19 protein-coding genes are annotated in these 26,533 nt (G+C 62.3%); 14 read left to right on the top strand and 5 right to left on the bottom strand.

Annotated elements, in window-relative coordinates:
- The first annotated feature begins 228 nt into the window (after window positions 1–228).
- The 9 genes from H8S62_RS05000 (at window position 229) to H8S62_RS04960 (ending at window position 15,232) form a co-directional block, all read left to right on the top strand.
- Window positions 229–1,146 carry a YIEGIA domain-containing protein gene (locus tag H8S62_RS05000; RefSeq protein ID WP_155147932.1) on the top strand — a complete coding sequence of 306 codons (918 nt, stop codon included), beginning with the start codon at window positions 229–231 and terminating at the stop codon, window positions 1,144–1,146.
- Entirely contained in the window at window positions 1,139–1,327 is a 189-nt protein-coding gene (locus H8S62_RS04995; protein ID WP_186918685.1) for a capping complex subunit for YIEGIA, read from the top strand. Before H8S62_RS05000 ends, H8S62_RS04995 begins: the two co-directional genes overlap by 8 nt.
- Before the next feature lie 12 nt (window positions 1,328–1,339).
- Window positions 1,340–3,667, top strand: coding sequence for a xanthine dehydrogenase family protein molybdopterin-binding subunit (locus tag H8S62_RS04990; protein ID WP_186918684.1), 2,328 nt, complete (start codon window positions 1,340–1,342; stop codon window positions 3,665–3,667).
- On the top strand, window positions 3,664–4,467 hold the full coding sequence (locus H8S62_RS04985; RefSeq protein ID WP_155147926.1) for an FAD binding domain-containing protein: 804 nt from the start codon (window positions 3,664–3,666) through the stop codon (window positions 4,465–4,467). The genes H8S62_RS04990 and H8S62_RS04985 overlap by 4 nt, the downstream gene beginning before the upstream one ends.
- Window positions 4,467–4,946, top strand: coding sequence for a (2Fe-2S)-binding protein (locus H8S62_RS04980; protein ID WP_186918683.1), 480 nt, complete (start codon window positions 4,467–4,469; stop codon window positions 4,944–4,946). Before H8S62_RS04985 ends, H8S62_RS04980 begins: the two co-directional genes overlap by 1 nt.
- Window positions 4,947–5,384: 438 nt before the next feature.
- Window positions 5,385–9,809 carry an InlB B-repeat-containing protein gene (locus H8S62_RS04975; RefSeq protein ID WP_186918682.1) on the top strand — a complete coding sequence of 1,475 codons (4,425 nt, stop codon included), beginning with the start codon at window positions 5,385–5,387 and terminating at the stop codon, window positions 9,807–9,809.
- Between the two features lie 340 nt (window positions 9,810–10,149).
- Window positions 10,150–10,860, top strand: coding sequence for a LytR/AlgR family response regulator transcription factor (locus H8S62_RS04970; protein ID WP_155147920.1), 711 nt, complete (start codon window positions 10,150–10,152; stop codon window positions 10,858–10,860).
- Between the two features lie 17 nt (window positions 10,861–10,877).
- Entirely contained in the window at window positions 10,878–12,176 is a 1,299-nt protein-coding gene (locus tag H8S62_RS04965; protein WP_186918681.1) for an ATP-binding protein, read from the top strand.
- Between the two features lie 242 nt (window positions 12,177–12,418).
- Window positions 12,419–15,232, top strand: a complete 2,814-nt coding sequence (locus H8S62_RS04960; RefSeq protein ID WP_186918680.1) for a glycoside hydrolase family 3 N-terminal domain-containing protein — start codon at window positions 12,419–12,421, stop codon at window positions 15,230–15,232.
- A gap of 242 nt (window positions 15,233–15,474) precedes the next feature.
- Here H8S62_RS04960 and H8S62_RS04955 read toward each other — a convergent pair whose 3' ends face one another.
- From H8S62_RS04955 to H8S62_RS04935, 5 genes are read right to left on the bottom strand one after another with little or no spacing between them, the layout of a single operon-like run.
- Entirely contained in the window at window positions 15,475–15,816 is a 342-nt protein-coding gene (locus H8S62_RS04955; RefSeq protein WP_155147914.1) for a putative quinol monooxygenase, read from the bottom strand.
- 50 nt (window positions 15,817–15,866) lie between these two features.
- Complete coding sequence (locus H8S62_RS04950) at window positions 15,867–17,264, bottom strand: SLC13 family permease (protein WP_186918679.1); 1,398 nt, start codon at window positions 17,262–17,264, stop codon at window positions 15,867–15,869.
- 21 nt (window positions 17,265–17,285) lie between these two features.
- Window positions 17,286–18,503 (bottom strand): CoA transferase, encoded by a 1,218-nt coding sequence (locus H8S62_RS04945; RefSeq protein WP_155147911.1) that lies wholly within the window; start codon window positions 18,501–18,503, stop codon window positions 17,286–17,288.
- 30 nt (window positions 18,504–18,533) lie between these two features.
- Window positions 18,534–19,691, bottom strand: coding sequence for a thiolase family protein (locus tag H8S62_RS04940; RefSeq protein WP_155147909.1), 1,158 nt, complete (start codon window positions 19,689–19,691; stop codon window positions 18,534–18,536).
- A 49-nt stretch (window positions 19,692–19,740) separates the two neighbouring features.
- Complete coding sequence (locus tag H8S62_RS04935; RefSeq protein WP_186918678.1) at window positions 19,741–21,021, bottom strand: SLC13 family permease; 1,281 nt, start codon at window positions 21,019–21,021, stop codon at window positions 19,741–19,743.
- A gap of 241 nt (window positions 21,022–21,262) precedes the next feature.
- Here H8S62_RS04935 and H8S62_RS18300 point away from each other — a divergent pair, with 241 nt between their 5' ends.
- The 5 genes from H8S62_RS18300 (at window position 21,263) to H8S62_RS04910 (ending at window position 26,533) form a co-directional block, all read left to right on the top strand.
- Window positions 21,263–21,880: a TetR/AcrR family transcriptional regulator C-terminal domain-containing protein gene (locus tag H8S62_RS18300; RefSeq protein WP_173023493.1), complete on the top strand. Its 618-nt coding sequence runs from the start codon at window positions 21,263–21,265 to the stop codon at window positions 21,878–21,880.
- A 477-nt stretch (window positions 21,881–22,357) separates the two neighbouring features.
- Complete coding sequence (locus H8S62_RS04925) at window positions 22,358–23,329, top strand: LacI family DNA-binding transcriptional regulator (protein WP_186918677.1); 972 nt, start codon at window positions 22,358–22,360, stop codon at window positions 23,327–23,329.
- A gap of 67 nt (window positions 23,330–23,396) precedes the next feature.
- Window positions 23,397–24,743 carry an ABC transporter substrate-binding protein gene (locus tag H8S62_RS04920; RefSeq protein WP_186918676.1) on the top strand — a complete coding sequence of 449 codons (1,347 nt, stop codon included), beginning with the start codon at window positions 23,397–23,399 and terminating at the stop codon, window positions 24,741–24,743.
- 61 nt (window positions 24,744–24,804) lie between these two features.
- Window positions 24,805–25,713: a carbohydrate ABC transporter permease gene (locus H8S62_RS04915; RefSeq protein ID WP_186918675.1), complete on the top strand. Its 909-nt coding sequence runs from the start codon at window positions 24,805–24,807 to the stop codon at window positions 25,711–25,713.
- Complete coding sequence (locus H8S62_RS04910; protein ID WP_186918674.1) at window positions 25,706–26,533, top strand: carbohydrate ABC transporter permease; 828 nt, start codon at window positions 25,706–25,708, stop codon at window positions 26,531–26,533. The genes H8S62_RS04915 and H8S62_RS04910 overlap by 8 nt, the downstream gene beginning before the upstream one ends.

Here is a 26,533-nt window from a genome sequence, read left to right as displayed (position 1 = left end):
GGTAAAAATCGGCTATATATAGTGTAATGATTGCGGGATGATACACATTATATGGTATGCGCGCCGGAAAATCAATCCTATTTTTTGCGCAAAGGCCCTTGACAAGAGCGCAACCGCCCGACCCGCCTGGGCTTGCGGAGCCCGCAGAGATGCCGCCGCCGGGAATATTCCGCCGTTTTGGAAAGATAATACAAGGAAAGCCTTGCTCAAACGGCGAAAGGAGCTTCTATGGAACAGTATATCCAGCCGCACACCCTGCTCATGATCCTCTGCGGCATCGGCATGGGCACCATCGCCCGGCTCATCACCCTGCACATCGACACCCGGCAGACGCCCAGCTTTCCCAACGGCATGTTCATCAGCATCTTTCTGGGCTTTGTGGCCTCCTTCCTGGGGGCGGTGGCGATCCCGGCCCTGCTGGCCCAGGACCTGACGGCGGTGACCTTCCTCACCCTCGGCGTGCAGCACTTCCGGGAGGTGCGCACCGCCGAGCGGGAGAGCATGGAAAAGCTGGAGAGCACCGAGTTCACCAAGCGGGGCAACGCCTATATCGACGGTATCGCCAAAACCTACGAGTCCCGGTACTATATCTCCCTCATCACCGCGCTGCTGGTGGTGCTGGCGCTGGAGCTGCTGGGCCGGGAGGAACCCCTGCTCAATATCGGGGTCTCCCTGGCCGTGGGCTTCGCGGCCATCGCCCTGCTGCGGGTCCTTACCAAGGGGAAATGCGTGGGGGATATCTGCCGCATCGTCCAGGGCAGGATGACGGTGGAGGGCTCCGAGCTCTACGTGGACGGGATGTTCGTCACCAACAAGCTGGGCACCGAGCGCAGCCGGGAGCTCTTTCTCCGGGAGGGCGTGGCCTTCGTCATCACCCCCAGCCAGAAGAAATTCGAGATAACGCTCAACAACTACGGGCAGCGGCAGGCCCTTCTCTTTGAGGCCACCCGCACCTTCGGCGTGAAGCGGTTCGCCTTCTCCCGCAAGAGCTTTACCCAGGGGAAGGTGGTGGTGGCCTTTGTGCCCATTCTCAACCAGCCGGACGCCATCCTGGAGGTGCTGCGCCGCACCCCCGTGCTGGAGAACAGCCGCAAGATTCACACCATTATGAAAAGCCCCGTGATAGGAGGAAACGCCCATGGCTAAGAGCGCGGAAATTCTGGTGTATATCACCGCCGACAGGGAGCGGGTGGTCTCCGGCGACCCCCTGACCCTCTATATCACCGACGAGGCAGAGGTGCAGCGGACCCTGACCGACCTGGGCCGGGCCCTGAAGGCCGACGCGGTGCGGCTGAGCAACGGGGACCACATCCTCATCAGCGGTTAGGGGGCGGCGGATTTGAACACACAGCTCGGCGTCAGCGTCAAGCGCAAGGAGGCCCGGGACAAGGTGACCGGGGCCGCCAAATACACCGCCGACCTCTCTCAGACGCCCCTGCTCCATGTGCGCATCCTCGCCAGCACCCAGGCCCACGCCCTGCTGCTCGGCGTGGACGCCGCCGCCGCGTCCGCCATGCCCGGCGTGCGGGCGGTGGTCACCGGGACGGACGCCGGCCAACTGCTCTGCGGGGGGATTCTGCGGGATATGCCGCCCCTGGCCAGGGACAGGGTGCGGTATTTCGGGGAGCCGGTGGCGCTGGTGGTGGCGGAGGAGGCGCAGCAGGCCATGGCCGCCGCCGCAGCGATCCAGGTGCGGTACAGCCCCCTGAGTCCCGTGACCACCATTGAGGAGGCCCTCGTGCCGGACCCGGTGCTGGTCCACGAGAACCTGGGCTCCTATCAGCGGATGGAGGCGGATATATACCCCCGGCCGGGCACCAATCTCTTTCACGCCGTCAAGGTCCGCAAGGGGGATATGGAGCGCGGCTGGGCCCTGAGCGATGAGACTGTGGAGGGCACGTTCCACCTGCCCCAGTCCGACCACGCCGCCATGGAGACGCGGGCGGTCCGCTGCTCCATCTCGCCCGGCGGCGTGATTGACATCACCACCGCCTCTCAGTCTCCCTTCGAGGTCCGGGAGCTCATCAGCCGATATTTCGATGTGCCCCAGGGCATGGTGGCCGTCCACGTCCCCCTGGTGGGGGGCGCGTTCGGCGGCAAGGCGGCGGTCCAGCTGGAGGTGCTGGCTGTACTGGCCTCCCGCGCGGTGGACGGGGCCTGCGTCAGCCTGGTCAACTCCAGGGAGCAGGACATGGCCACCTCCCCCTGCCATATGGGGATGCGGGCGGAGCTGAAGCTGGGGGCCCGCCGCACGGGAGAGATCACCGCCGCACGGATGGTCTTCCACCTCAACGCCGGGGCCTACGCCGACATCTCCCCAAAGCTCGCCAAGGCGGTGGCGGTGGACTGCTCCGGGCCCTACCGCTTTCCCAACATTGACTGCGACAGTTTCGGCGTATACACAAACGCCCCCTACGCCACATCCTACCGGGGCTTCGGCCACGCGGAGCTCTTCTTCTGCCTGGAGCGGATGATGGACAAGCTGGCGGACGCCCTGGGGATGGACCCCTTCGAGCTGCGGGCGGTGAACGCGCTGAAGGAGGGGGATCTGACCGCCACCCAGGTGAAGGCCACCCGGAGCAACATGGGGGACCTTGTCTGCTGCCTTGACAGGCTGAAATCCCTTATCAACTGGAGCGAGGGCGCGCGCATTCAGGAGCCGGGGGGCCTGATCCGGGCCAAGGGCATGGCCTGCCTGTGCAAGACCTCCGACACACCCACCGACGCGTCCGCCGCCGCCACCGTGTCATTCCTGCCGGACGGCACAGTCGCCCTCAACTGCGCGGCGGTGGAGATCGGCCCGGGCATCCGCACGGCCATGGCCCAGATTCTGGCGGAGACCCTCCGCATGGATGTGGGCCGGGTCTACGTCAACATGGAGGTGGACACCCAGACCGCGCCCTACTACTGGAAGACGGTGGCCAGCATGACCACCTATATGATGGGCCGGGCCGTCAGGGCGGCGGCCCTGGACGCCCGCCGGCAGCTCCTGGCGCTGGGCGCGGTGGCCATGCGCTGTCCGGAGGAGGATCTGGAGGTGGAGAACGAGCGGGTCTATCTCAAGGCCGACCCGCTGATGTTCGCCGCCTTCCGGGACTTGGCCACGGGATACAAGTACGGCAACGGCAACGCCGTGGGCGGGCCTGTAATCGGTCGGGGCAGCTACGTGATGGACCACCTCACTCTCCTGGATAAGGACACCGGCAAGGGCAAGGCGGGGCGGAGCTGGACCCTGGGGGCCCAGGCCGTGGAGGTGGAGTACGACCCCGCGCAGCATACCTACCGGCTTCTAAAGGCGGCCACCGTGCTGGACGCGGGGAAGGTCCTCAACCCCAAGACGGCCAGGGGCGTGGTCATGGGGGGCATGAGCATGGGGCTGGGCCTTGCGACCCGGGAGGAGTTCGTCCAGGCCCCCGGCGGTGTGGAGGGCGCCACCAGCTTCCGTACCTATAAGATGCTGCGCATCGGAGAGGAGCCGGAGTATCTGGTGGACTTCGTGGAGACCCCACAGGTGGACGCCCCCTTCGGCGCCAGGGGCATTGCGGAGCACGGGGTCATCGGGATGCCCGCCGCACTGGCCAACGCCGTGGCGAAAGCGGCGGGGGTGGACATTGAGGAGCTGCCCGTCACGCCGGAGCTGATTTGGAGAAAGAAGGGGCGCCCATGATTCCGTTCGATTTCGACTACTATGCCCCGGAGACCACGGGGGAGGCCTTCAACTGCTACGCAAAGCTCTCCAAGGCGGGCAAGCGCCCGGTCTGGTATGCCGGAGGCACCGAGCTCATCAGCATGGCCCGGGTGGGCAGCCGGACCTTCGGCGCGGTTGTGGATTTGAAGGGGGTGCCGGACTGTACCCGCCTGGCGGCGGAGCGGGGGCGGATCGTCCTGGGGGCGGCCCTGACCCTGACGGAGATCGCCCGGTCGGGCCTGTTTCCGCTGCTCGGCAGCACCGCGGCGCGCATCGCGGACCACACCATCCAGGGCAAAATTACCCTGGGGGGCAATCTGGCGGGGACAATCCAGTACCGGGAGTCGGCGCTCCCGCTCCTCCTCTGCGGCGCCAGGGCGCATGTCATGACTGCCGGGGGAGTGGAGAAGCGGCCCTTCTCCCAGGTCTTCAGCGGGCGGCTTCATCTGGAGGAGGGGGAGTTCCTGGCGGCAGTGGACGTGCCCGAGCGGGAAGCGGCGCTGCCGCACTGCCATGCGAAGCGGACCCGGCAGGATAAAATCGACTACCCGCTGGTGACGCTCTGCGCCGTCCGGGATGGGGGGAGCGTCCGCTGCGCCGTGTCCGGCTACGGGAGCGCGCCGCTCCTGGTCCCGGCGCAGGCGCTTGCCGGGGGCGCCGCCGTATGCGGGGAGCTGGCCGGAGAGGCTGCCGACAGTCTCTCCGGCAGCGGGGCGTACAAGCGGTTTGTCCTGGAGAATATGGTGGGGCAGGCCCTCGCCAACCTGGGGGTGAAGTGATGCGCTCGTGTACGGGAAAGTGTTTTCTGGAGCTGGAGGTCAACGGCAGGACGGTGTCGGTGGCGGCAAAGCCGTCGGACACCCTGCTCCACGTCCTGCGGGAGAAGTTGGGACTCACGGGCGCCAAGCCGGGCTGCGAGAACGGGGACTGCGGGGCCTGCACGGTGCTGGTGGACGGTATGCCCGTCAAATCCTGCCTGATGCTGGCGGCGGAGGCTGTGGGCCACGCGGTTACCACCGTCGAGGGCCTGAAGGACGCGCCTATCCAGACCGCGTTCGTGGAGCAGTGGGGATTCCAGTGCGGCTACTGCACCTCGGGCTTCCTCATGGTCTGCCACGCCCTGGCGCTCCACCATCCGGACGCCGACGACGCCCTGATTGAGACCTGGCTCCAGTCCAACCTGTGCCGCTGCACCGGCTACGCCGAAATCCGCGCGGCGGTGAAATCCATCCTGGCGGACGGGCCGCGGCGGGCTTGAATACTCATTCACAATGACGTATATTCATTTGAGTTCCGCCGTCTGCGGACGGCGGAACTCTGCGAGGCTTGCTCTGCGAAAAGTTTTTTGACAGCCCGGGCCCCCGCCTCTCCGCCGGGAGAGGCGGGGGCCCGGGCTGTCTCCATGTGGCGCAGACGAACGCCATTGGTTGATTTAGACAGATTCCAGTTGAGGGGAATGCAGAAAATTGCAACCATTCAACAGATTATTTAAGGCAATCATATATCCGATATATTAGAATAAGACTGTCGAAATAAGGGGAAAAACACCGGATAAATGGATGGGGGTGGTGTTATAGCGGGCTGAACGGCGTTATGCATGGCGATTTCAGGACCTTGAGGCCAATTACCGGACAGACTGAATGTCAATACGCACATACCGGCATACAAAAGCAGAATTACGGGAGGCGGAATGAATATGCAAAAACAGAGACCTTTTTTAAGCGCTGCCCTTGCGTTCGCCATCTGCCTGAACAGCACCTGCGCCATAAGCGTTGCGGCGGCTGCTCCGTCAGAGTCCGATTTGGAAAATCCAATATTTGCAGAAGATTTTGAATCTTACGACGCCTCGCTCTGGACAGTCTCCGACGGCAATTGGAGCGTGGAGGAGACGGAGGGGGAGCACGCTCTGTGGGGAAGCGATACCGGCCTTATTTCCACGGGGAGCATGGAGTGGACGGACTATTCGCTGAGCTATGACATGACCCCCGCCGAGGATAAAAAAGGCGGGTCGGCGGGAGCGGTTTTCCGATATCAGGACGACAATCATTTCTATCATTTCAGGCTGATGGAGAAGGACGGTTCAAAATATGCCGCCCTCCTTGAGTGGAAGGGCGGAAAATCCTCGCAGCTGGGAACCCGCGTCCCCTATGCCTATGAGACGGGTACGACCTACCGCTGCACAATCAGGGTGATAAAGGATAAAATAGAATGTTATATCTGCCCGGTGGGCGAAGCGGCGCCCACGGACCCGATTTTGGAATATAAAGACGAAAAGGCCCCCCTCCTGTCCGGAGGCATCGGCTTTCGGGCGAATAAGTCCGGGCGGGTCGGCTTCGACAATGTTTTAGTGGCTGAGGCGGCCGCGCAACAGATATTTACAGTGTCGTTCGAGGTGAACGGCGGCACACAGGTGGCAGAGCAGCAGGTGAGTGCCGGCCGGACGCTCTCAAGGCCGGACGCGCCCACGAGGGACGGATTTATGTTTGATGGCTGGTACGCCGACCCCGCGCTGGAGACGCCGTTTGACTTTAATACGCCCGTTGCCTCGGATATGACGCTGTACGCGAAATGGACGGAGGTCCTCGATGGGGAAGCCGTCACATTGGAAGACGGCTTCAGCGGTGATCTGGAGAACTGGTCTCAGGTAAAGGGGCCGGGCGACGCCTTTGTCATTCCGGAGGACGACGAGCGGCTTCTGGCCTCCAATGCAACCAAAGACCGGGCGGAGCTCCTGCTGAATACATACGAAATGCTGGTTGACAGCGTTGTGGAAGTGGACGTAACGGTGGTGGATGACAGCAAAAATTTTACGGTTGGCATCTTGACCAGATACACCAACGCGCAAAATCATATCCTGGCCTGTTACACCAAGGGGACGGGCCTGAGATTCATCGACCGGGCGGGAACCACCAAAACAATGGATTCAGACGTGGTGCTGGAAAAAGGCGTGACCTATCGTCTGAAATTGGTATCGAGTGGGAGCACATTTCAATTTTACATCGACGATGAGCAGATTTACTCGGTCCAAAACATCAACCATCCCTTTGGCAAGGTCGGTCTCTACACGACCAACTCTTCGGAGATTTACTTCGATAATTTTAAAATGAGCGGAAGCCTGGTTCCGGAGGGGGTGGAGTTTCCCCCCACGGGAGTGGCGCTCAGCCGCCATGAGCTGACGCTGGAAGAGGGCCAGGTCCTGGGACTGTCCGCTGCGGTGGAACCTTTTTATGCGACAAATCAGAAGATAGACTGGAGCTCGGCCGATACCCGGATAGCCACCGTCGACAGCAGCGGAAAGGTACGGGGTGTCGGCGTGGGGTCAACGGATATTACGGTGACCACCCAGGCCGGCGGCTATACGGATACCTGTACGGTCACGGTGCACGAGGCTCCGCCCGAGCGGGAGCAGAACGCGGTCGTCCCGATTCAATGGGAAAATTTCGCGCCCGGCCCCTTCACGGACCCGCTGTCGCTGAAATATGCCAAGGCGGCCAACAATAATATCAAATGCAATCTGTTCGGCTGGCTTGATGAGAAATTCGGACCGGAACCCGGCGAGTTTTATGGACTGGGCTCCACAGTCAAGGGCTATGCCGCGTTGGCGTTTGTTTCGGCAACGGTTCTCAGTATGGACGTGTACGACGAGGAGCGCGTGGGCCACAGCGAGGAAGAGGCAGTTGAACGCACGGTCAAGCTGATTGCATCCATCGCGCGCAATCACAGAAGCAACCGCGACTCCGGCGGCTGGGGCGTCAGCCCGGATAAAACGAAGCGGGGCGCATCGGATCAGACCGCTCTGGACGCCAACGTCTGCGGCACCGCAGCGTGGCTGATGTGGGATTATCTGCCGGACGAGTACCGGGAATACGCGCGGAAAATGGTGGAGTATGAGGCGAACGCGCTGATGGACTACACAGTGCCCTATTACCGCGCCCCCGACGGGACCCTCGTCTCCCCCGGTGACACGAAGGGCGAGGAGAACGCCTGGAATTCCGGCGTTCTCGCCCTGGCGCTGTCTATGATGCCCAACCATCAAAATCATGCGGCATGGGCGGAAAAGTGCACGGAATTGATGATCTCCGCATACTCGACCCCCAATGATCTGCTCAATACCCATGTCATCGGCGGGAAGGCGGTTAAGGACTGGCTGAATGGATCAAACGCCGACAACAACGGCATCGCAATCAACCACAGGCGCATCCACCCCGACTATATGGCGGTCATTGCCCATCTGCTCAACGGCGCGGTACAGTTTGCCATGGCGGGCGAGACCGTGCCGGAGGAGACGGTTTTTAACGCGGACCTGATTTACCAGGCATACGTGGATTTGGAATTTGACGCCGAAAACTACAACGCCCCCGGAGGCAGCATGTACAAAGCGCGTTCGCCCAAAATTTACTATCCCATGACGAACGACTACGGCGACAACAGATTGATGCACGTAGCGTCCATCGACGTTTTTGCCGATGCCCTTGGCTTTGACCATAATGTGACACTGGACGGCGAATACTGGGCGAACGTGCATATCGACGAAATTCTCCGCCTGCAGGACCGCTTTACCGACGGGCGCACCTACCTCGATGATGAAGAGGGCGGCTCCTCCGGAAGTGAACGCTGGGTTTCCACGCATCTTGCCAGGGCGATGATGGGGAACTGGATGCGCCATCAGCGGCAAAACGGGGTGGATATTGCGTTTGAACGCCCGCCGGAGACAGGCGCGCTGCCGGACGGCCTGATGCAGTACACCGTCGGCGGCACCTACGGCACGGTGGAGTATGACGGCGTTTATAAGCTCAGCACAATGGGCACGCTGGGCGGCACGGAGGACGCTTTCCGCTATGTCTATCGGTACACAGAGGGCGACGCCGAAATGTCCGTCACGATCAGAGCCCTGCAGAGCGATGGAAATCCTGCGGACGCGACGGCCGGTATCATGTTCCGGGACAGGGAAAAGACAGCGGACGACGCCAACGTGTATCTCGGTTATCGTGACGGTAGGCTCGTTCTCACGGTGCGCGGGAGCAAGGGCGGTGAAAGTCTGCTCATTGCGGAGCGCGCGGTGACCCTTCCTGTCGGCGTGAGGCTGGAAAAGACAGGGGACGCCGTTGAGGGATTTTTCAATCAGGGCGGCGGATGGATAAAGATCGGCGGCGCGGCAACTGACTGCGCCGGTGAAGGCACGATTGGCTTCCTGGCGGCGTCCGGCTCAAACGGCGCCTTTGCCCACGCTGATTTTGAAGTGCTGTCAGAGGCCCCTGACGCAGGGACTGCGCCGGGTGTGAAGAATACCACCACGAAAACAAATCCCGACGGTTCCACCACCACTACGGTTGTGGACAAAAGAACAGGGAATGTCACTCAGACCACCAGGTATCCCAGCGGGGTGAAAATCGTCACCGACACGCCGAAGGACGGCGAATCTGTCAGCGAGGTACTGGTTCCCAAGGACTTGGACGGCGTTACGGTTACCATTCCAACCGCTGAGAAGCCAGCTCCCGGCATGGCGGCAGCCATTGTCAGAGCCGACGGCACGGCAGAGATTATCAGGACCTCCGTTGCCACAGAGGATGGGATGCGCATAACGCTGAGTGAGAGCGCAACCGTCAGGCTCATCGACAACAGTAAGGCCTTCGCCGACGTGCCGGACGGCCACTGGGCCTACGGCGCAATTCAGTTTGCCGCCAGCCGGGAGCTCTTCACAGGCACCGGGGCCGACAGCTTCAGCCCCGCGGGCGGTATGTCCCGGGCCATGCTGGTGACCGTCCTGGCCCGGCTGGACGGCCAGGACGCCGGCGGCGGCGCGACCTGGTACGGCAGGGCCATGGACTGGGGCGTGGAGAACGGCGTCACCGACGGCACAAACCCCGAAGCCGCCATTACCCGCGAACAGCTGGCGGTCATGCTCTGCCGGTATGCCGGGGCGGAGGCCCCGGAGGAATCCGCGCTTCACGGCTTCCCCGACGCCGGCAGGGTGTCCGATTGGGCCGCCGGGGCCATGGCCTGGGCCGTGCAGGAGGGCATCCTCACCGGCAACGGCACGGGCGGGCTCAACCCCGCCGGCACCGCCAGCCGCGCCGAAGCGGCGGCCATTCTCATGCGTTTTGTGGAGCAGATGGCATAACATGACCATTTGCGAGGGATATGCCTGCGGACTTCTCTCCTCAGCGGATGATCCGGCGATGATTTCAGTCAATTTCGGCTTCAACCGGCCACCTTAGCCGGTCAGGCTGTGCCCCGAAATTAAGGTGCGCAAGGGGAAGCTTGCGTGAAAGAAAAACGTCAGGCTAAGCGGCGGCCGCATTTTGAGTGCGGCCGCCGCTCTTTATAAATTACTTTGCCGCAGTTCATCCGCGAGAGCTCCGTGAACCGGACCTGTTCACAGCCCCAGTCCCTAAGAAGCGGATTGTCTCCCGCGCCTTGTCTGTGGTATGATGAAAAAAAGCCCGGAGGGAGGCGGTTGCATGATTCGCACTGCAATTGTGGAGGATGACCCGGCCTGCGCGGAGCTGCTCAGGCGCTATCTGGAGCGCTGCGGCCGGGAGTGGGGGCTGGAAATTCAGGCGGAGCTGTTCTCCGACGGGCTGGACATCGCCGAGGGCTACCGGCCGGTATGGGACATCCTCTTGATGGATATTGAGATGCCCCACATGGATGGAATGGAGGCGGCAAGGCGCATCCGGGCGGTGGACCCGGCGGTTGTCATCGTCTTCATCACCAATATGGCCCGTTACGCCGTCAAGGGCTATGAGGTGGACGCCCTGGACTTTGTCCTCAAACCCGTGACCTATCCCCAGTTCGCCATGAAGATGAAAAAGGCGGCGGCAATCGCCGCGGGGCGGGAGCGGCGTTATCTGCTCCTTCCGAAGGACGGTGTGGAGCAGCGGGTCTCCACGGACGACATTCTGTTTGTGGAGGTCATCAACCACCGGCTGTATGTCCACACTGCCGGCGGCGTATATGTGCGCTCCGGCTCCATGCAGGAGATGGAGCGCCAGTTGGCGCTCCCGCAGTTCGCCCGCTGCAACAACAGCTATCTGGTGAATCTGCGCAACGTGGTGGGGGTGCGCAGGGACGCCGTTCTGGTCCCCGGCCATGAGCTGCCCATCAGCCGCCCCAAGCGGAAGGCCTTTTTGCAGACCCTATCCGATTATTTTGGAGGTGGCTTCCGTTGATTCTGGAGATGACTCAAATGCTGCTGGTGGACGTTCTCCCCGCAGAGGTGCTGGCCGCCGCCCTCCTCTTCTGCCTGCCCCTCCGGCGGCGGCGCTTCTTCCCCCTCCGGGCTGCCGGGACCGCGCTGCTGCTCATGGCGCTGCCCTTCGTGCTGCCTCTGGGCATGCTGTCGGAACTGCTCCAGGGCGATTCGGCCCGGCTGGCCTATACCCTGCTCTACTCGCTGCTCTCCTATCTCATCGGCGCGGCCTTCGTCCTGGCCTGCTGCGCGGTCTCGGTCCGCGAGGCGCTCTATTGCGCCACCTGCGCCTACCTGACGCAGCACTTCACCTACTGCCTGCACCGCTTTCTGCGCCCCGGCATGGATACCGCCGCCGCGGAGACCTATGACGTCTGGTACCTTCTTATCTACGGCGCGGCCTATGCCCTGGCCTATGTTCTCTTTGCCCGCCGCCTCGTGGCGGGAAAGCGGTACGACATCAGGCTCTCCCACTCCCTGGGGACCATGGCCGGCGCGCTGTCCGTCGCGCTGGTTCTCAGCGCCGTGGCTCAGCACCTGGAGTCCCGGGGCGGCTCCCTCTACCCCGTCTGCCTGCTCTACGCCATGTTCTGCTGCTTCTACGTACTCTGGGCACAGGTGGGCCAGTGCCGGCGGCTGGCGCTCCAGCACGAGCTGGACGTCCAGCAGCAGCTCTGGCTGAAGCACAAGGACCAGTTTGAGATGACGGCGGAGAATGTGGAGCTCATCAACCGCAAATGCCATGATCTCAAGCACCAGATCGCGGCCCTCAAGCAGATCTCCGACCAATCCCAGCGGGACGCCACCATCCGGTCGCTGGAGGAGTCGGTGATGATTTACGACTCCATCGTGGAGACGGGAAACCACATACTGGACACCATTCTCACCGAGAAGAGCCTCCTGTGTGAGGCGCGGGGGATTACCCTCACCTGCGTGGCGGACGGGGCCTGCCTCTCCTTCCTGGAGGCGGTGGACCTCTACACCCTCTTTGGAAACGCCCTGGACAACGCCATTGAGCACGTCAGCGCGCTGGAGGATGTGGAGCGGCGGACCATCGCTGTGTCGGTCTTCTCCAGGGCCGATTTGGTCTTCATCCAACTGGAGAACTACTACAGCGGCCCCCTGGAGTTCGACGACGGCCTGCCCATCTCCCGGAAGGCCCGGGACGGCTACCACGGCTTCGGGCTGAAGAGCGTGCGCCACACGGCCGAGCGGTACGGGGGCTTCCTCACCCTCCAGACCGAGGGGGACATCTTCCTCCTGCGGGTCACCATCCCCCGGTACCGGGAGTGCTGAGCCCCGCCCCGAGCCAGCCCGCCGAAAATAAGAGCCGACGCTTCTCATGACGGATGGGGCCATTTTTCACAGAAAACCCAGCCCTATCCGTCATGCGCGCGGCTGTTTTGCCGCCTTGATGGCGCAGGTTACGCAGCAAAAACGACAGAGTTGGTACCCGGCGGTCCACGCCCGGGTCCGGGCCTGCTATACTTCCCACAAAGCCCGTGCGCGGGCACAGATTTGGATTGGGAGGTATTATTGTGAAAGACTCTACCACGCCCCGGCGGCCCCGGAAAGCCGCCATGGCAGCCATGAGCGTGCTGCTGGTGCTCCTGTTGGCGCTCAACGCTGCGGCGGCCGTTCTGGTGCCGCCGAACTACAGCATGATCAACAACTTCTTCAATCAGGGCCCCTCCGAGGCCGAGACCGCACAGGCGGGGGCCGACTCTGCGGAGATGACCCGGGAGATCGCCTCCGAGGGCATCATTCTGCTGGAGAACCGGGACGGGGCTCTGCCCCTGGACCGGGGGACCAGGGTCAACCTCTTCGGCTACGGCTCCCGGGACACGGTCTACGGCGGCTCGGGCTCCGGGTCCGGCGACAGCAGCGGAAACGTGACCATGGTCCAGGGACTTCGCAACGCGGGCTTTGAGGTGAACCAGGAGCTGGCGGATTTTTATGACGCCCGCTTCAAGGAGCGCACCGGCGTGGGCTACACCGGCAACAACTTCGACATCAACGAGCCCCCCGTGGGCGAGTACTCCGCGGAGCTGCTCGGCAACGCCAGAGACTTTTCCGACGTGGCCCTGGTGGTCATCTCCCGCCTGGGCGGCGAGGGCGCGGACCTGCCCATGGAGATGGGGCAGGCCGAGAGCGAGGTGGGCACCTCCGGCAGCGCCACCAGCATCGGCGTTCAGGGCGGCGACGCCGGAAAGCACTACCTGGAGCTGCAGCAGGTGGAGATTGAGATGCTGGACATGGTAAAGGAGAATTTCGCTACCGTAGTGGTGCTCCTGAACTGCGCCAACGCGATGGAGCTGGGCTTTCTGGAGGACACGGACATCGACGCGGCGCTGTGGCTGGGCTGCCTGGGCTCCACCGGCTGCGACGCTGTGGGCGGGGTGCTCTCCGGCGCGGTGAACCCCTCGGGCCGGACCACCAGCACCTTTGCCTACGCGGTGGAGAGCGCGCCCAGCTACTACAGCTTCGGCGATTACGACTACACCAACGCGACCTATACAAACACCTCGCCCATCGCCCCCGCGTCCGAGCCGGACAACTACCACTATGTGGACTATGTGGAGGGCATCTACGTGGGCTACCGCTACTACGAGACGGCGGCGGCCGACGGCTATATCGACTATGACGCCACCGTCCAGTACCCGTTCGGCTACGGCCGGTCCTACACCGCCTTTGAGCAGGAGATCAGCGCCTTCCGGGACGACGGTGCGGCCGTCTCCATGGATGTGACCGTCACCAACACCGGCAGCGCGGCGGGCAGGGACGTGGTCCAGGTCTACTATACCGCGCCGTATACGCCCGGCGGCATTGAGAAGAGCCATGTGGTCCTGGCCGGCTTCGGCAAGACCGGGCCTCTGGAGCCGGGCGAAAGCGAGACGGTGAACGTCTCCTTCACCTACGAGGACATGGCCTCCTACGACTACAGCGGCGTCAAGCTCCAGGGCGGCGCTTACGTGCTGGAGGCGGGGGATTATGAGATCAAGCTCATGGGCAATTCCCACGAGGTAATCGACAGCCGCACCGTCTCCGTGGCGCGGGACGCAGTCTACCGCGACGGGTTCGACGGCCCCCGAAGCACCGACGGCGCGGCGGCGGTGAACCGCTTCGACGACGCCACCTGGGGCGAGGACGTGACCTATGTCTCCCGGGCCGACTGGGCCGGCACGATGCCGGCCCGGCGCGCCCCCCGGAGCCGTGAGGCCAAGGCGGAGATTGTCTCCGCCCTGACCGCCGACGAGTACGCCAACGACCCCGGCGACCCCGACATCACCTATGCCGACCACGGCCTGACCCTGGCCGATATGGGCGGCCTCGCCTACGAGGACCCCCAGTGGGAGAAGCTGCTGGAGCAGGTGAGCGTGGAGGAGATGACCAACCTGCTCTCCAACGGCGGCTGGTGCACCGAGACGGTGGCCAGCGTGGGCAAGCCCTACTGCACCGAGGTGGACGGACCAAACGGCATCAACAATATCATGGCCGGCGTCACCGGCAACCAGTACACCGGCCAGTCCGTGCTGGGCTGCACCTGGAACCGGGAGCTGGCCGGCCGCATGGGCGAGACCTACGCCAGGGAGGCCGCGGCGTATCATATCTCCGGCCTGTACGCCCCCGGGCTCAACATTTTCCGCTCCCCGTTCAGCGGGCGCAATTACGAGTACTTCTCCGAGGACGGCTTCCACACCGGCAAAATGGCCGCGGCGGAGATTCAGGGTATCCAGTCCCAGGGGGTCTACTGCTACGCCAAGCACTTCGCCGTCAACGACTCGGAGACGAACCGGGATCAGGGCGGACTGTGCACCTGGGTCAATGAGCAGGCCATGCGGGAGGTCTACCTGCGGGGCTTCGAGCTGGCCGTCAAGGAGGGCGGCAGCAAGGGCATGATGGCGGCGTTCAACCGCTTGGGCACCACCAACTGCGCCGAGAGCTACCAGCTCCTTACCGAGGTGCTGCGAGACGAGTGGGGCTTCCGGGGCGCTGTGGTCACCGACTGCATCATGCAGCTCAGCTACGTGAACGCCGACCGCTGCGTCCGGGCGGGCTGCGATCTGCAGCTGGCCCTGATGAACCTGAACGCCGTCAGCGAAGAGACCGCCGGCACAACCACCGGGCGGCAGGCCATGCGCGGTTCCACCCATAACATCCTCTACATGGTGGCGAACAGCGGCGCCCTGGAGATCTCCAAGGCCCCCGCCCCCGTGTGGCTCTTCATCGCCGTCGGAGCGGACGCGGTCCTGCTCGGCCTATGCGCCTTTTACTTCGTTCGCCGTCATCAGCGCATGAAGCGCTGGAAAACGGCCCGGACGGCGGACGCGCCCGGCGGAGACCGGGCCTGACGCCGCGGCGGCACGCCGCCGCAGAGCCGCTGCCGCCGGTGGGAGCCGGGGCCGCACAGAAGGACGAATTACGCATCAGAGCGGCCGCCGTTTGAAACGGCGGCCGCTCTGATAATTTGCGCACATTCCGCCGCGGCAGCGTCATGGGTCACAGGTGAATGTGTTTTTTACATTGAGCAAGGCTCAATTTGAGCCTTACTCACAGGGTTACAACAAGACCAAACTGCCTCTGTGAGGCCGGGTCAGTTGATTGCTCTGCGGACGAACTCACGGCTCTGCTGGGTCCGCTCCTCATTCACCTCAGCATTGTAGATGGTGATGAAGTAGGAGCCTGCCTCAAGAAGAGGACGGCGGGCGGCGCAGAAGGTCTTGTGGTGCTCGGTCTTGGAGTGGTTGTTGAACAACTCCAGGCTCTCCCACTTCTCGAAGACGAACATATCCACATCGTTGTCCGGGGAGGGGTAGTGGGCGTAGCTGATATTGCCGGGCTCCCTGCGCGTGCCGTCAATATTGGGCTTTACGATCTCCAGGAGCTTGTCCCGCATTCCGGGCTTACAGGTGTAATAGGCCTCAACGATTAACATAACAGATTCCTCCTTTAAAATATCCGGCGCACGGCCGGTAGAACACAGGTTTAGGGCATGAGACCGAGGAACTTCCACCACGGGAGAGAGACCAGCAGTCCGATGGTGGAGATGACGATATAGCTGGTGGACTGCAACGCCGCCTGACGCTGGCTGAGCATCTCGCCGTTGCCCGCGGTGGCGTTGGCGGTCAGATACAGCGGCATTTGATAGCGCAGGAACCAGACGTGGACGGAGACATAGGCGATGAAGCCGATGACCCAGGGGCTGATCCCGACGGAAAGACCGAAGGGTACCAGCGCCACCGTGAAGAGGACGGTGGTGGTTAGGGTGGAGGCGATGACGAAGCGGGCCAGCAGGACCACGGCCACGAAGCCCAGGACGAAGACGATGGGCCGGCTGACCAGCGGCGCCATGAGGGGGGTGAGGGTGTCGCCGATGAAGACGTCAATACCGAGGTATTTGATCATGCTGCCGATGGAGATGACTGCGCCGATGAAGAACACCAGGTTCCAGTTCACCTTCTTGTCAAAATCCGCCTTATCCAGAACCTTGGTAGCCACCAGTATCGTCATTGCCAGCACCGCAACGGCGGCGGAGCTGACGTCAATGGTGCGCTCCAGCATCCACAGGACCAGGCAGCCGCCCATAACTGCCAGCGTAATCCACTCGTCGCGCTTGATGGGGCCCAGCGCCTTGCTCATATCGGCGATGGTGGCCTTGTCGAACTGAGTGCCGCCCTTGGGCTTGAAGAGCAGTACGATGGCAATGTAGCTCAGCACAATCATTACGATGCTCCAGGGCAGGGCGTAGTACACCCACTGGATCCAGGTGACGCCCTCAAAGCCCTCAGGCATAGCGCCGAGCATGGAATAGGCGATGAAGGAGCCGCTGAGGAAGATCGGGCCGAAGCAGGTGAAGCCGGTAAAGTAGGCGTAGAACAGTCCGGCGGAGCCTCTGCTCTGATTCTCATAGCCCATGGTGTCGCTGATCTGCTTGGCAATGGGCCCCATGATGGCCGCCTTGGCGGCCGTGCTGGGCACAAGGGGGGAGATGATCAGGCCAGAGGTCAGCAGCGCCAGCACCTGACCTTGAAAATTTGAGGGAAAGACCCGAAGGACCGCCAGGGCAATCCGCATCAGCAGGCCGCTCTTGCTCCCCGCGACACCGATGACCATGGCGCCCAGCAGCAACCAGAAGGACGTGCCGGAAAAGGCCGAGAACGCCGTGGCAAAGGGCAGGATTTTCAGTACGACCCAGGCCGCCAGCATGGCGATCATCACTGCAAAGTCGGGAAATACCGCTCCGACCATCCAGATGATGCCGCACAGAAGAATGCCGATGCCCTGCATTGCCTCCGCGGTCAGCCCCGCGGGGGGCGGGATAAGAAAGAACGCGATTGCGGCGATCACGCCGAGCGCCAGGCAGGCGATGCGCTTTTTGCTCATGTTGTACCTCCTTACCAATCCTTATAAAACCGCTCCGTCTCTCTGCATAGACTGGATCTCTGCTTTTGAATAGCCGTACTCTTCCAGTACCTCACAGGTGTCCCTGCCGACGGCGCCGGACATACGCATCCCGGAGACCGGATATTCGGAGAAGCGCACAGGCACTGTGGGGAAGGCGGCACTCATGCCGGACGCGGGGTAGTCCACCCGGTGGAGGCACCCGTTGTCCCAGGCCTGCCGGTCGTCCACCACGTCTCTCTGGTGCAGCAGCCGCTCGCAGGCGATGTCCGCCCGGGCAAAGGTCTCCATCCACTCATCGCGGCTCTTTTCCATAAAGCGGACATTCAGGATGGAGATGAAGTCACGCAGGTTGTCTCCGGCGAAAAGCCCCTGAGGCGTTCGCCTGCAGTACCTGGGGTCGTCACAGTACTGCTCCAGGCCCATGGCCTCCATCACCCGGTTGAAATTCGCGTCGTAATTGGGCACCGTGGTGATGAGGTACTCGCCGTCCCCGCACTGATAGATATGCGTAAAGGGGTTGCGGGCCTCCTTGGGGGAGGGCGGGTATTGATTGCCGTACTGCGCGGAGAGAATGCCGGTCTGGTTGTACCAGAGGCCGCAGGCGTGCAGCGAGGAGGTGACGAAGGTTCCCTTGCCGGAGTTCTGACGGCCGATGATGGCCGCCAGAATCCCTGTGGTAAAGGCGGCGCTGGTGGCGGCATCCCCGAAGCCCCCGGGGGGCTTGAAGGGGAAGCCCTCCGGATCCGACCAGTCCCGCATGGCTCCGCAGCGGGCCCAGAAGGAGGACATGTCGAAGCCGGGCTTGGAGGCCTCTGCCCCCTCGGTGCCATAGCCGGTAAAGTGGGCGTAGATCAGGGTGGGGTTGAGCTGCCTGAGGGTCTCGTAATCCAGCCCCATCTTGGTGAGAGAGCGCATCCGCACGTTGCTCATAAATACGTCCGCCTTAGCCACCATACGCAGGAATACGGCCTTGCCCTCCCCGGACTTCAGGTTCAGTGCGATAAGGCGCTTGTTGGCGTTCTGCTCCTGAAACAGAGGGTTTTCCTCGTCCGTCATGGGCGTGCAGTAGGACGGGCCCACCTTTCTCCACTCCTCGCCCGCGGGAGCCTCGACCTTGATTACATCGGCGCCCCAGTCGGCCAGAAAACGGCCCGCGTTGGGTACGACCACGTGGGTACCCAGTTCAATGACAGTAAAGCCTTCCAATGGCAGTTTCACGATTTTCACCTCTTCTCCTTTTGATTTGTCTCAGCGCCGCTCAAAGATGGTTGCCAGGCCCTGGCCGCCGCCGATACACATGGTCACCAGACCCAGCTCATAGTCCCTGCGGAGCATCTCGTAGAGGAGCTTCACCGTCAGGATGACACCGGTGCCGCCCAGAGGATGGCCGAAAGCGATGGCGCCGCCGTTGGGATTGGTGCGCTCCGGGTCCAGGCCCAGGTCCCGCACACAGGGCACCACCTGGGGCGCGAAGGCCTCGTTCAGCTCGACCACGTCCAGGTCCTTCACCGTCAGCCCCGCCCGCTGCAGGGCCTTCCGGGTGGAGGGGACGGGGCCGTAGCCCATAATGTTGGGGTCCAGGCCGGCCGCCGCGAAGGTCTTGAAATACCCCAGCGGCTCCAGACCCAGGGCCTTGGCCCGCTCCTCCGACATCAGGACCACCGCGGCCGCTCCGTCCGACCGGGGACAGGCGTTCCCGGCGGTGGTGAGTCCACCCTCGAACAGGGGCGGCAGCTGAGCCATCTTCTCCAGGGAGGCGTCCATGCGGACGCACTCGTCCGTGACGATGCTTTTCAACCCTGCCTTGGTCTTGACCTCGACGGGGACAATCTGCTCCTTGAACAGCCCCTCGGAGATGGCCCTGGCTGCCCGCTGCTGGGAGTGGAAGGCCCACTCGTCACAGGCTTGGCGGGTAATGCCCAGCCGCTTGCCCAGTATATCCGCCGTCATGGCGAAGGGCGGGTTGCCCGCCTCATCGGTGGAGACACGGTTGGTCAGGAACTGGGGCGGCGCGTAGCTGTAGTTGGGGACCTTCGTCACCTGGTAGGGATTGAGCGTCATGTGCTCCACACCGCAGGCAACCATGACGTCCCCATAACCGGCGGCGATGTTCAGCGCCGCATAGATGATAGCCTGGGAGCCGGAGCCGCACTGTCGGTCCACGGTGACGGCTCCCGCCTCCAGGGGGAGTCCTGCCGTCAGGGAGGCGATCCTGGCGTGGTTGCCGTGGTGGGCGTGGAGGTTGCCCATCACCACATCCTCTATCTCCGCCGGGTCGACGCCTGCCCGGGCCACAGCCTCCTTGATGACCGCCGCCGCCAGCTGCTCGGAGGGGGTCCTCACCCACTGCCCGCCGTATTTTCCAATGCCCGTCCTCACTGCGGACACGATTGCGACACGTCTCATTTCACTCGTTCCTTTCTGTTTGGTTTTTCGGCCGGAGGGCTTGTCCCGGTCATAGGCCGTAGATCACAGGGATTGCCGCGGCAGCGAAGAGCACCGTAACCACATTCAATACGCCTCCCACCTTTGAGTAGTCAAGAAAGCGATATCCCGCGCAGAGGGTCATGGTCAAGGGCGGTGTGGCAATGGGGGTGGCGAAGGCCAGGTTGGAGCCGATGACTACCCCAATGACATAGGTGATAGGCTGGGTTGAGAGGGCCGCCGCCAGGGAGAGGGCGATGGGAGTCAGTACCGCCACCGTGGCCGTGTGAGACATCACATTTCCCAAAATGCTGGCCAGTATGATAAGTGCGGCGCACATCAGCGCCGGATTGGCCTCCGGGCCGCCGAAAAGCGCCAGCATGCGTTCTGCGATTAAATCCACCGCGCCGCTCTTTTGAAGCCCCTTGGAAAACCCCATCGCTCCGGCCAGGACCGTAATGGTGGACCAGTCCATGGACTGGAACGCCCTCCTGCATGTGATACACCCCGTCAGGATGCACAGGCAGGCCCCCAAGAGGGCCACTGTGCCCAAGGAAAACACGCCCGCAGCGAAAGCCGCCATGCAGGCGAGCAGGATTATGCCTGAGAGCAGGGCCTTGTTTCCCGCGTCACGATTTTCCCTTATCTCCCGGCCCGGCCCCTCGTCCACGGGTTCCGGGAAGAGGAAGACCTTCTCCTGCAGCGTGGCGCCCACCGTGGCGTAGTAGAAAAGCATCAGCAGCACCAGGGGCACGCCTATATAGGCCAGCTCGAAAAAGGTGAGCGTCCGCACGCCCGGAGTGTTCTCCAGGATGCCCTGGGCGGTAAGCTGCGGGGTGGAGCCGGCCAGCGTACAGTTTCCGCCCAGGATGGAGGCGATACCCATGGCCATGAACAGGTTTTTCTTTTTAATCCTCCCGTTGGACGCCCGGGCCACAGAGGAGACCAGCGGCATGAACATGGCCACGGCGGCGGTGTTGCTCATAAAAGCGGAGAGAAAGGCAATCAGCGCCAGGATGATTACCATAAAGCAGCGTTCACTCCGGGCTGCGGGTCTGAACCGGAGAATGGCGTCCCCCAGCCTCTCAGCCAGCCCCGACTCAAAGACGGCGTTCCCGATGACCATTACTCCCGCTACCATGATTACCGCATCCGACCCGAACGAGGAAATTGCCTCAGAGGGTGTGAGAATGCCAAAGGCCATCATGGCCAGAGCGCCCAGCAAAGCCGCTACAGAGACGGGCAATTTCTGTGAAACAAAGGCGCAGACAACAATGAGCAGAATAAGGATTGCAAGGACGGAATGGGGCATTGAATCACCTCCTATCCCAAATTGTGTAGTAAAGTCGCCTGCTGTCGATTTCTGCCTGTTGGTCCCTGCACTTGTGATATTACCGTAGGCTGGCTTGAATTACGAGAACAGATTTGGGCAATGTGTTTAATGTTTGACACATCCCGCCAACTTGTTTAACTCATCCAAAGCTTTCAACTTGCGCCAGAATCCAAGGGTTGTTATAATGGCCTCAGCAGCCGGACGGCAAGGGGGGATTATTGTGGAGCAGACAAACGTTCCCGAAAGCGGGAGCCGGGCCAAAATCCGTGAATCATTTCTTCAGCTCCTGTCAGACAAAAAGCTGGAGGCCATCACGGTGAAGGATATCTGTGGCCGGGCCAACGTGAGCCGGGGCATTTTCTATATCTATTACGACAGTAAGTACGAGCTTTTGGAGGAAATCGAGCGCCATCTTACGGATGGATTTATTGAAATCATGCTGGAACTGCGCAGTGCAGGAATTTACGAGTTCCGCGACAGTGTCCGCCACAGTAACAATGTCTACTTTGAAAAGTATTTTCGCTATATCCGTGCAAATGAGACCGAATTCCGGGCGCTGCTCTGCTCCAAATATCAAAACGGCTTCTCCTCCCGCTTTGCAAGAGCAATTATGAAGACCCGGCTGGAGACCTTCCGCCTCTGGAATTATCCTACTATTAACAGTCCCGTGGAGATGTACCGGGAGGAGGTCCTCAGCTCACTGTACGTCAGTCTCTTTACCAGCTGGCTGAACAACGGCATGAATCTCTCCGAGATGGAGATGGCCAGGCTGCTGGTTGCACTCTGGCGCCCCCTCTCGAATTTTGTCAGCAAGCCCGGCGGCGGCCATGATAAGTAAAACATAAAATTTGCTTCTTTCATTTTCATATGGTTCGGGCGTCAATTGCTGAAGACGGTGCAATCTGAGTGGAATGCTCCATGAGCAGCAGCTCAGCGTGCCGCCATCCCCTGCCATTGGAGGCCGGAGCGCGCGGCGGGGGTCCGAAGGACGCCGCGCGGCGGGCGGGAGCGCGGCCCCACGCACGGGTGCGCCCCAAAGCGGTCTCTCTTGCCCTTTGGGGCAATTCACCTCCCAGTATCCCCATTAATAGGAGTATCAGCCCCAAAGCACCTGTAAGCCTTAATTGAATGATATTGGGCCGCTCCTTGTGGATTTTCACAAGGAGCGGCCTTTCTCTGAAAGAATACTATTGACTTTTACCAAACAACATGGTACAGTAAAAGCAAGAAAAAAATGTTAACGTTACCATCGGCCTGCGGGCCGTTCTTTTGTCCCGGGGATGTTAACGTTAACATAGAAATGGGAGGAAAGCCCATGGCCACGGTCAAGGATGTCGCCAGAGCGGCGGGGGTCTCCGCCATCACGGTCTCACGGGTGGTCAATACGCCGGAGAGCGTCAGCCCCCGGACGAGGGCACGGGTGGAGCAGGCGATGGCGGAGCTGCACTACGTGCCCAACGCGGCGGCCAAGAATCTGGTGACCAACCGCTCCGGCGTGGTGGACGTATACGTTCCGGAGAGCATCGACCTCTCCAACCCCTTCGTGATGCATCTCATCGCAGGCATCAGCAAGGTGCTCAGCGAGCATATGTACTCCTTCCTCATTCTGCGCAGCCGCAGGCGGGAGCACCGGTGCGACGGGTACATCGTCACCGGCCTTCTGAAGGACGAGATCAACGAGTTCGCCCGCTACGCGTCGGAGCGGGGACGGCCGGTGGTGCTCTTCGGCCACACGGAGCTCCCCGGCGTGGACTGCATCGACGTGGACAACGTGGCGGGGGCCAAGATGGGCGTGGAGCACCTCATCACCCTGGGGCACCGGAACATCGCCATGATCAACGTGGACGAGGACAAGGACTACACCACCGACCGTCTGGACGGCTACCGCCTGGCCCTGCTGGAGCACGGTCTTTCCCCGGAGGATGGGCGGGTGATCTACGCCCCCAACAGCGTGGATGGGGGGGCGGGGGCCGTCCGGCGCATCCTGGAGCTGGAGGGCTGTACGGCGGCCTTCTGCGCCACGGACACCATTGCCATCGGCGCCGCCTCCGAGCTGGCTCGGGCGGGCCGGACCGTCCCGGAGGACTTCTCCCTGGTGGGCTTCGACGGCCTGGGGCACCAGCTCCTCGCGACTCCGCCGCTGACCAGCGTGCAGCAGCCTGTCTATGAGATCGGCGAGCAGCTGGCCCGGGCCCTGCTGGACCGGCTGGACGGCCGTGGGGAAACATGCAAGCGACTGGTGGAGCCCGCCCTGCTCCAGGGCCGGTCCGCCGCCGCGCCCAGGTAACCGCCCACCCCTTTCCCGCGCGCAAACCCAAGGAAGATCAGGGTCAATATAGAAGTGGAGGTTCCTCATGAAAAAGAAACTGTTAGCCATGCTCCTGGCGCTTTCCGTGGTCCTGGCCCTCTGCGCCTGCGGCGACGCCGACGGCACGCCCTCCGGCTCTCCCGCCGCGTCCCCAGCGTCCTCTCCGGCCGCCGCCCCCAGCGGCGAGCCCGTCCCCTCCGAACCAACTCCCTCTGATTCAGCCGGGCTGTCCGGCACCCTGGAGGTCTGGTCCTCCGGAGAGGAGCTGGGCCGCTTTGTGGAGGGCTTCAACCAGGTCCACCCCGACGTGACGGTGAACATCACCGTGGTGCCCAACGCCGACTTCATCGCCAAGCTGACCCCCACCCTGGCCAGCGGCCAGGGCGCGCCGGACATCTTCACCGGCGAGTCCGACTACGTGAAGTATCTGGTTGACTCCGGTTTCTGGGACGACCTGCGGCAGGCGCCGTACAGCGCCGACACCTCCGACGTGTGGGACTATGTGGCCAGCGTGGGCACCGACGCCTCCGGCGCCCTCCGTGCCCTGAGCTGGCAGGCCAGTCCCGGCTCGATCATGTACCGCCGGGACATGGCGAAGGAGGTGCTGGGCACCGACGATCCCACCGAGGTGGCAGCCCTGCTCTCCAGCAATGACGCCATGCTGGACGTGGCCGCCAAGCTGAAGGACAAGGGCATCAAGATGTTCGCCAGCTGGCAGGACATTATGAACATGCAGTTCTCCAACCGGGCCCAGCCCTGGGTGGTGGACGACAGGCTGGTCATCGACGAATCCATGCTGGACTTCATGGATATGGCCAAGACCATCGCCGAAAATGGCTACGACCTGAATGTGGACCCCTGGGCCCCGGAGTGGAGCGCCGCCGTGGAGAGCACCGACACCTTCTGCTACGTGCTCCCCTCCTGGGGCTACCAGTTCGTGGTGAAGCCCGCCGCCGACACCACCAAGGGCCAGTGGGCCATGTGTCAGGGCAGTGTGCCCTATGTCAAGGGCGGCACCTGGCTGGGCATCTACAAGGACAGCCCCAACAAAGACCTGGCCTGGGCATTCCTGGAGTACTGCTGCCTGAACAGCGAGGCCCAGCAGGCCTACGCCGCCGAGTACGGCGAGTACGTCTCCCTCAAGTCCGCCGACCAGGCCCTGGCCGCCGGCGCGGGGGAGGAGGTCCTGGGCGGACAGAACCCCTTCGCCTTCTACAACGAGCAGATGGAGAAGATCCCCAGCGACCTGATGACCGCCTATGACGGCACCATCAACACCGCCTTCCTCTCCGCCGCCAAGGCATACGCCACCGGCGTGCTGTCCAAGGATGACGCGCTGCAGCAGTTCAAGGACGACGTAGCCAACGCCTACCCGGAGCTCACTATCGATTAAACGACTGAGATGGCCGGCGGACACACCGTGCCCGCCGGCCATTTTCATGGGAGGGATCGCCATGGCGAAGCCAGGGCCCAACAAATTGAACAAAAGCCGGTATGGCTACCTCTTCATCGCGCCCTTCTTCGTGGTGTTCGCCATATTCGGCCTCTATCCCATCCTCTACACCGTCTTCCTCAGCTTCCAGAAGTGGGACGGCCTGGCCCCCCTGGCGGGAATAGGGCTGAAAAACTTTCAGCGGCTGGTGACGGACAAGGTGTTTTACCTCTCGCTGTGGAACACCTTTCGAATCTGGCTGATGAACTTCCTGCCCCAGATGGGCGCCGCTCTCATCCTGTCCGCCCTCTTTACCTTCAACAAAATCAAGGGTATGAAGTTTTTCCGTGCGGCCTTCTACCTGCCAAACCTCATCACCGCCGCCTCGGTGGGCCTGCTCTTCAACCTGCTATTCAACGGCGACAAGTCGGTGGCCAACTACATCCTTACCGGCCTGGGCGTGCCCGGGGCCCCTTTCAGCTTCTTCAACAGCGGGCCCTTCACCTCGGGCCTGGTGTCCTACATCCAGTGGTGGATGTGGTTTGGGTATACCACGGTCATCATCATGGCGGGCATCACCACCATCGACTCCGGCGTCTACGACGCCGCACTGGTGGACGGAGCCACCAAGCTGCAGACCTATACCAAAATTACCCTGCCCCTCATCAGGCCCACCCTCATCTATATGACCATCACCTCCATCATCGGCGGGATGCAGCTCTTCGACGTGCCGGCCACCCTCACCAACGTCCAGGGCGACCCCCGGAAATCCATCCTCACCACGTCCATGTACCTCTACAACCAGGGCTTCAAGAACCACAACTACGGCTACGCCTCGGCCATTTCGGTGGGGCTGTTCCTCCTCATCGCCGTCCTCAGTGTGCTGGCACTGAAGGCCATGCGGAAGAAGGGGGGCATGTACGATGACTAAGGTCCGCCGGGCGGCGCCCAGGGCGCTGATGTACGCCTTCCTCATCCTGCTGCTGCTGCTGTCCGTGGTGCCCTTCTATCTGGTGGTGGTCAACGCCACCCACTCCAGCTTCGATATCGTCACCAAGCTCAATCTGCTGCCCGGCGCGGCCACGGCGGAGAATTACGCCACGATGCAGTCCCATGTGAACATCTGGCGGGGCTTTGCCAACAGCCTGCTCATCGCCGTCCCCTACACCGCCTTCACGGGATACTTCGGCGCCCTCACCGCCTACGGCTTCGCCAAATACAGCTTCAAAGGGAAGAACGTGCTCTTCGGCATCGTCCTGTGTTCCATGATGATCCCCTCCCAGGTGAGCATCATCGGCTTCTACCAGCTCAACCTGAAGCTGCACCTGCTGAACACCTACTGGCCCTTCATCCTGCCGGGCATCGCCAACGCCACCTCCGTCTTCTTCCTGCGGGGCATTATCTCCCAGAGCATCCCCACCTCCATGATGGAGGCCGCCCGGCTGGAGGGCTGCTCGGAGTTCAAAATCTTCAACCGCATCGTCTTCCCCTGCGTCATCCCGGGCGTGGTGACCATGTGCATCTTCAACTTTGTGGCCTGCTGGAACAACTACATGGGCCCCCTCATCATCATGTCCAAAACGGAGATGTACACCATGCCCGTGATGATCGCCATGATCAAGGGCCTCTACCTCACCAACTACGGCGCCATGTACCTGGCCATCGCCATCTCGGTGGTGCCCATCATCGTGGTGTTCTGCTTTCTCTCCCGGTATATCATCAACGGCCTCACCGTGGGCTCGGACAAGTAG

Origin of the sequence: Lawsonibacter faecis (assembly GCF_014287675.1) — a bacterium.
In the GTDB taxonomy this organism is placed as follows: Bacteria; Bacillota; Clostridia; order Oscillospirales; family Oscillospiraceae; genus Pseudoflavonifractor; species Pseudoflavonifractor faecis.
This window is presented reverse-complemented; position numbering and strand designations above follow the sequence as displayed.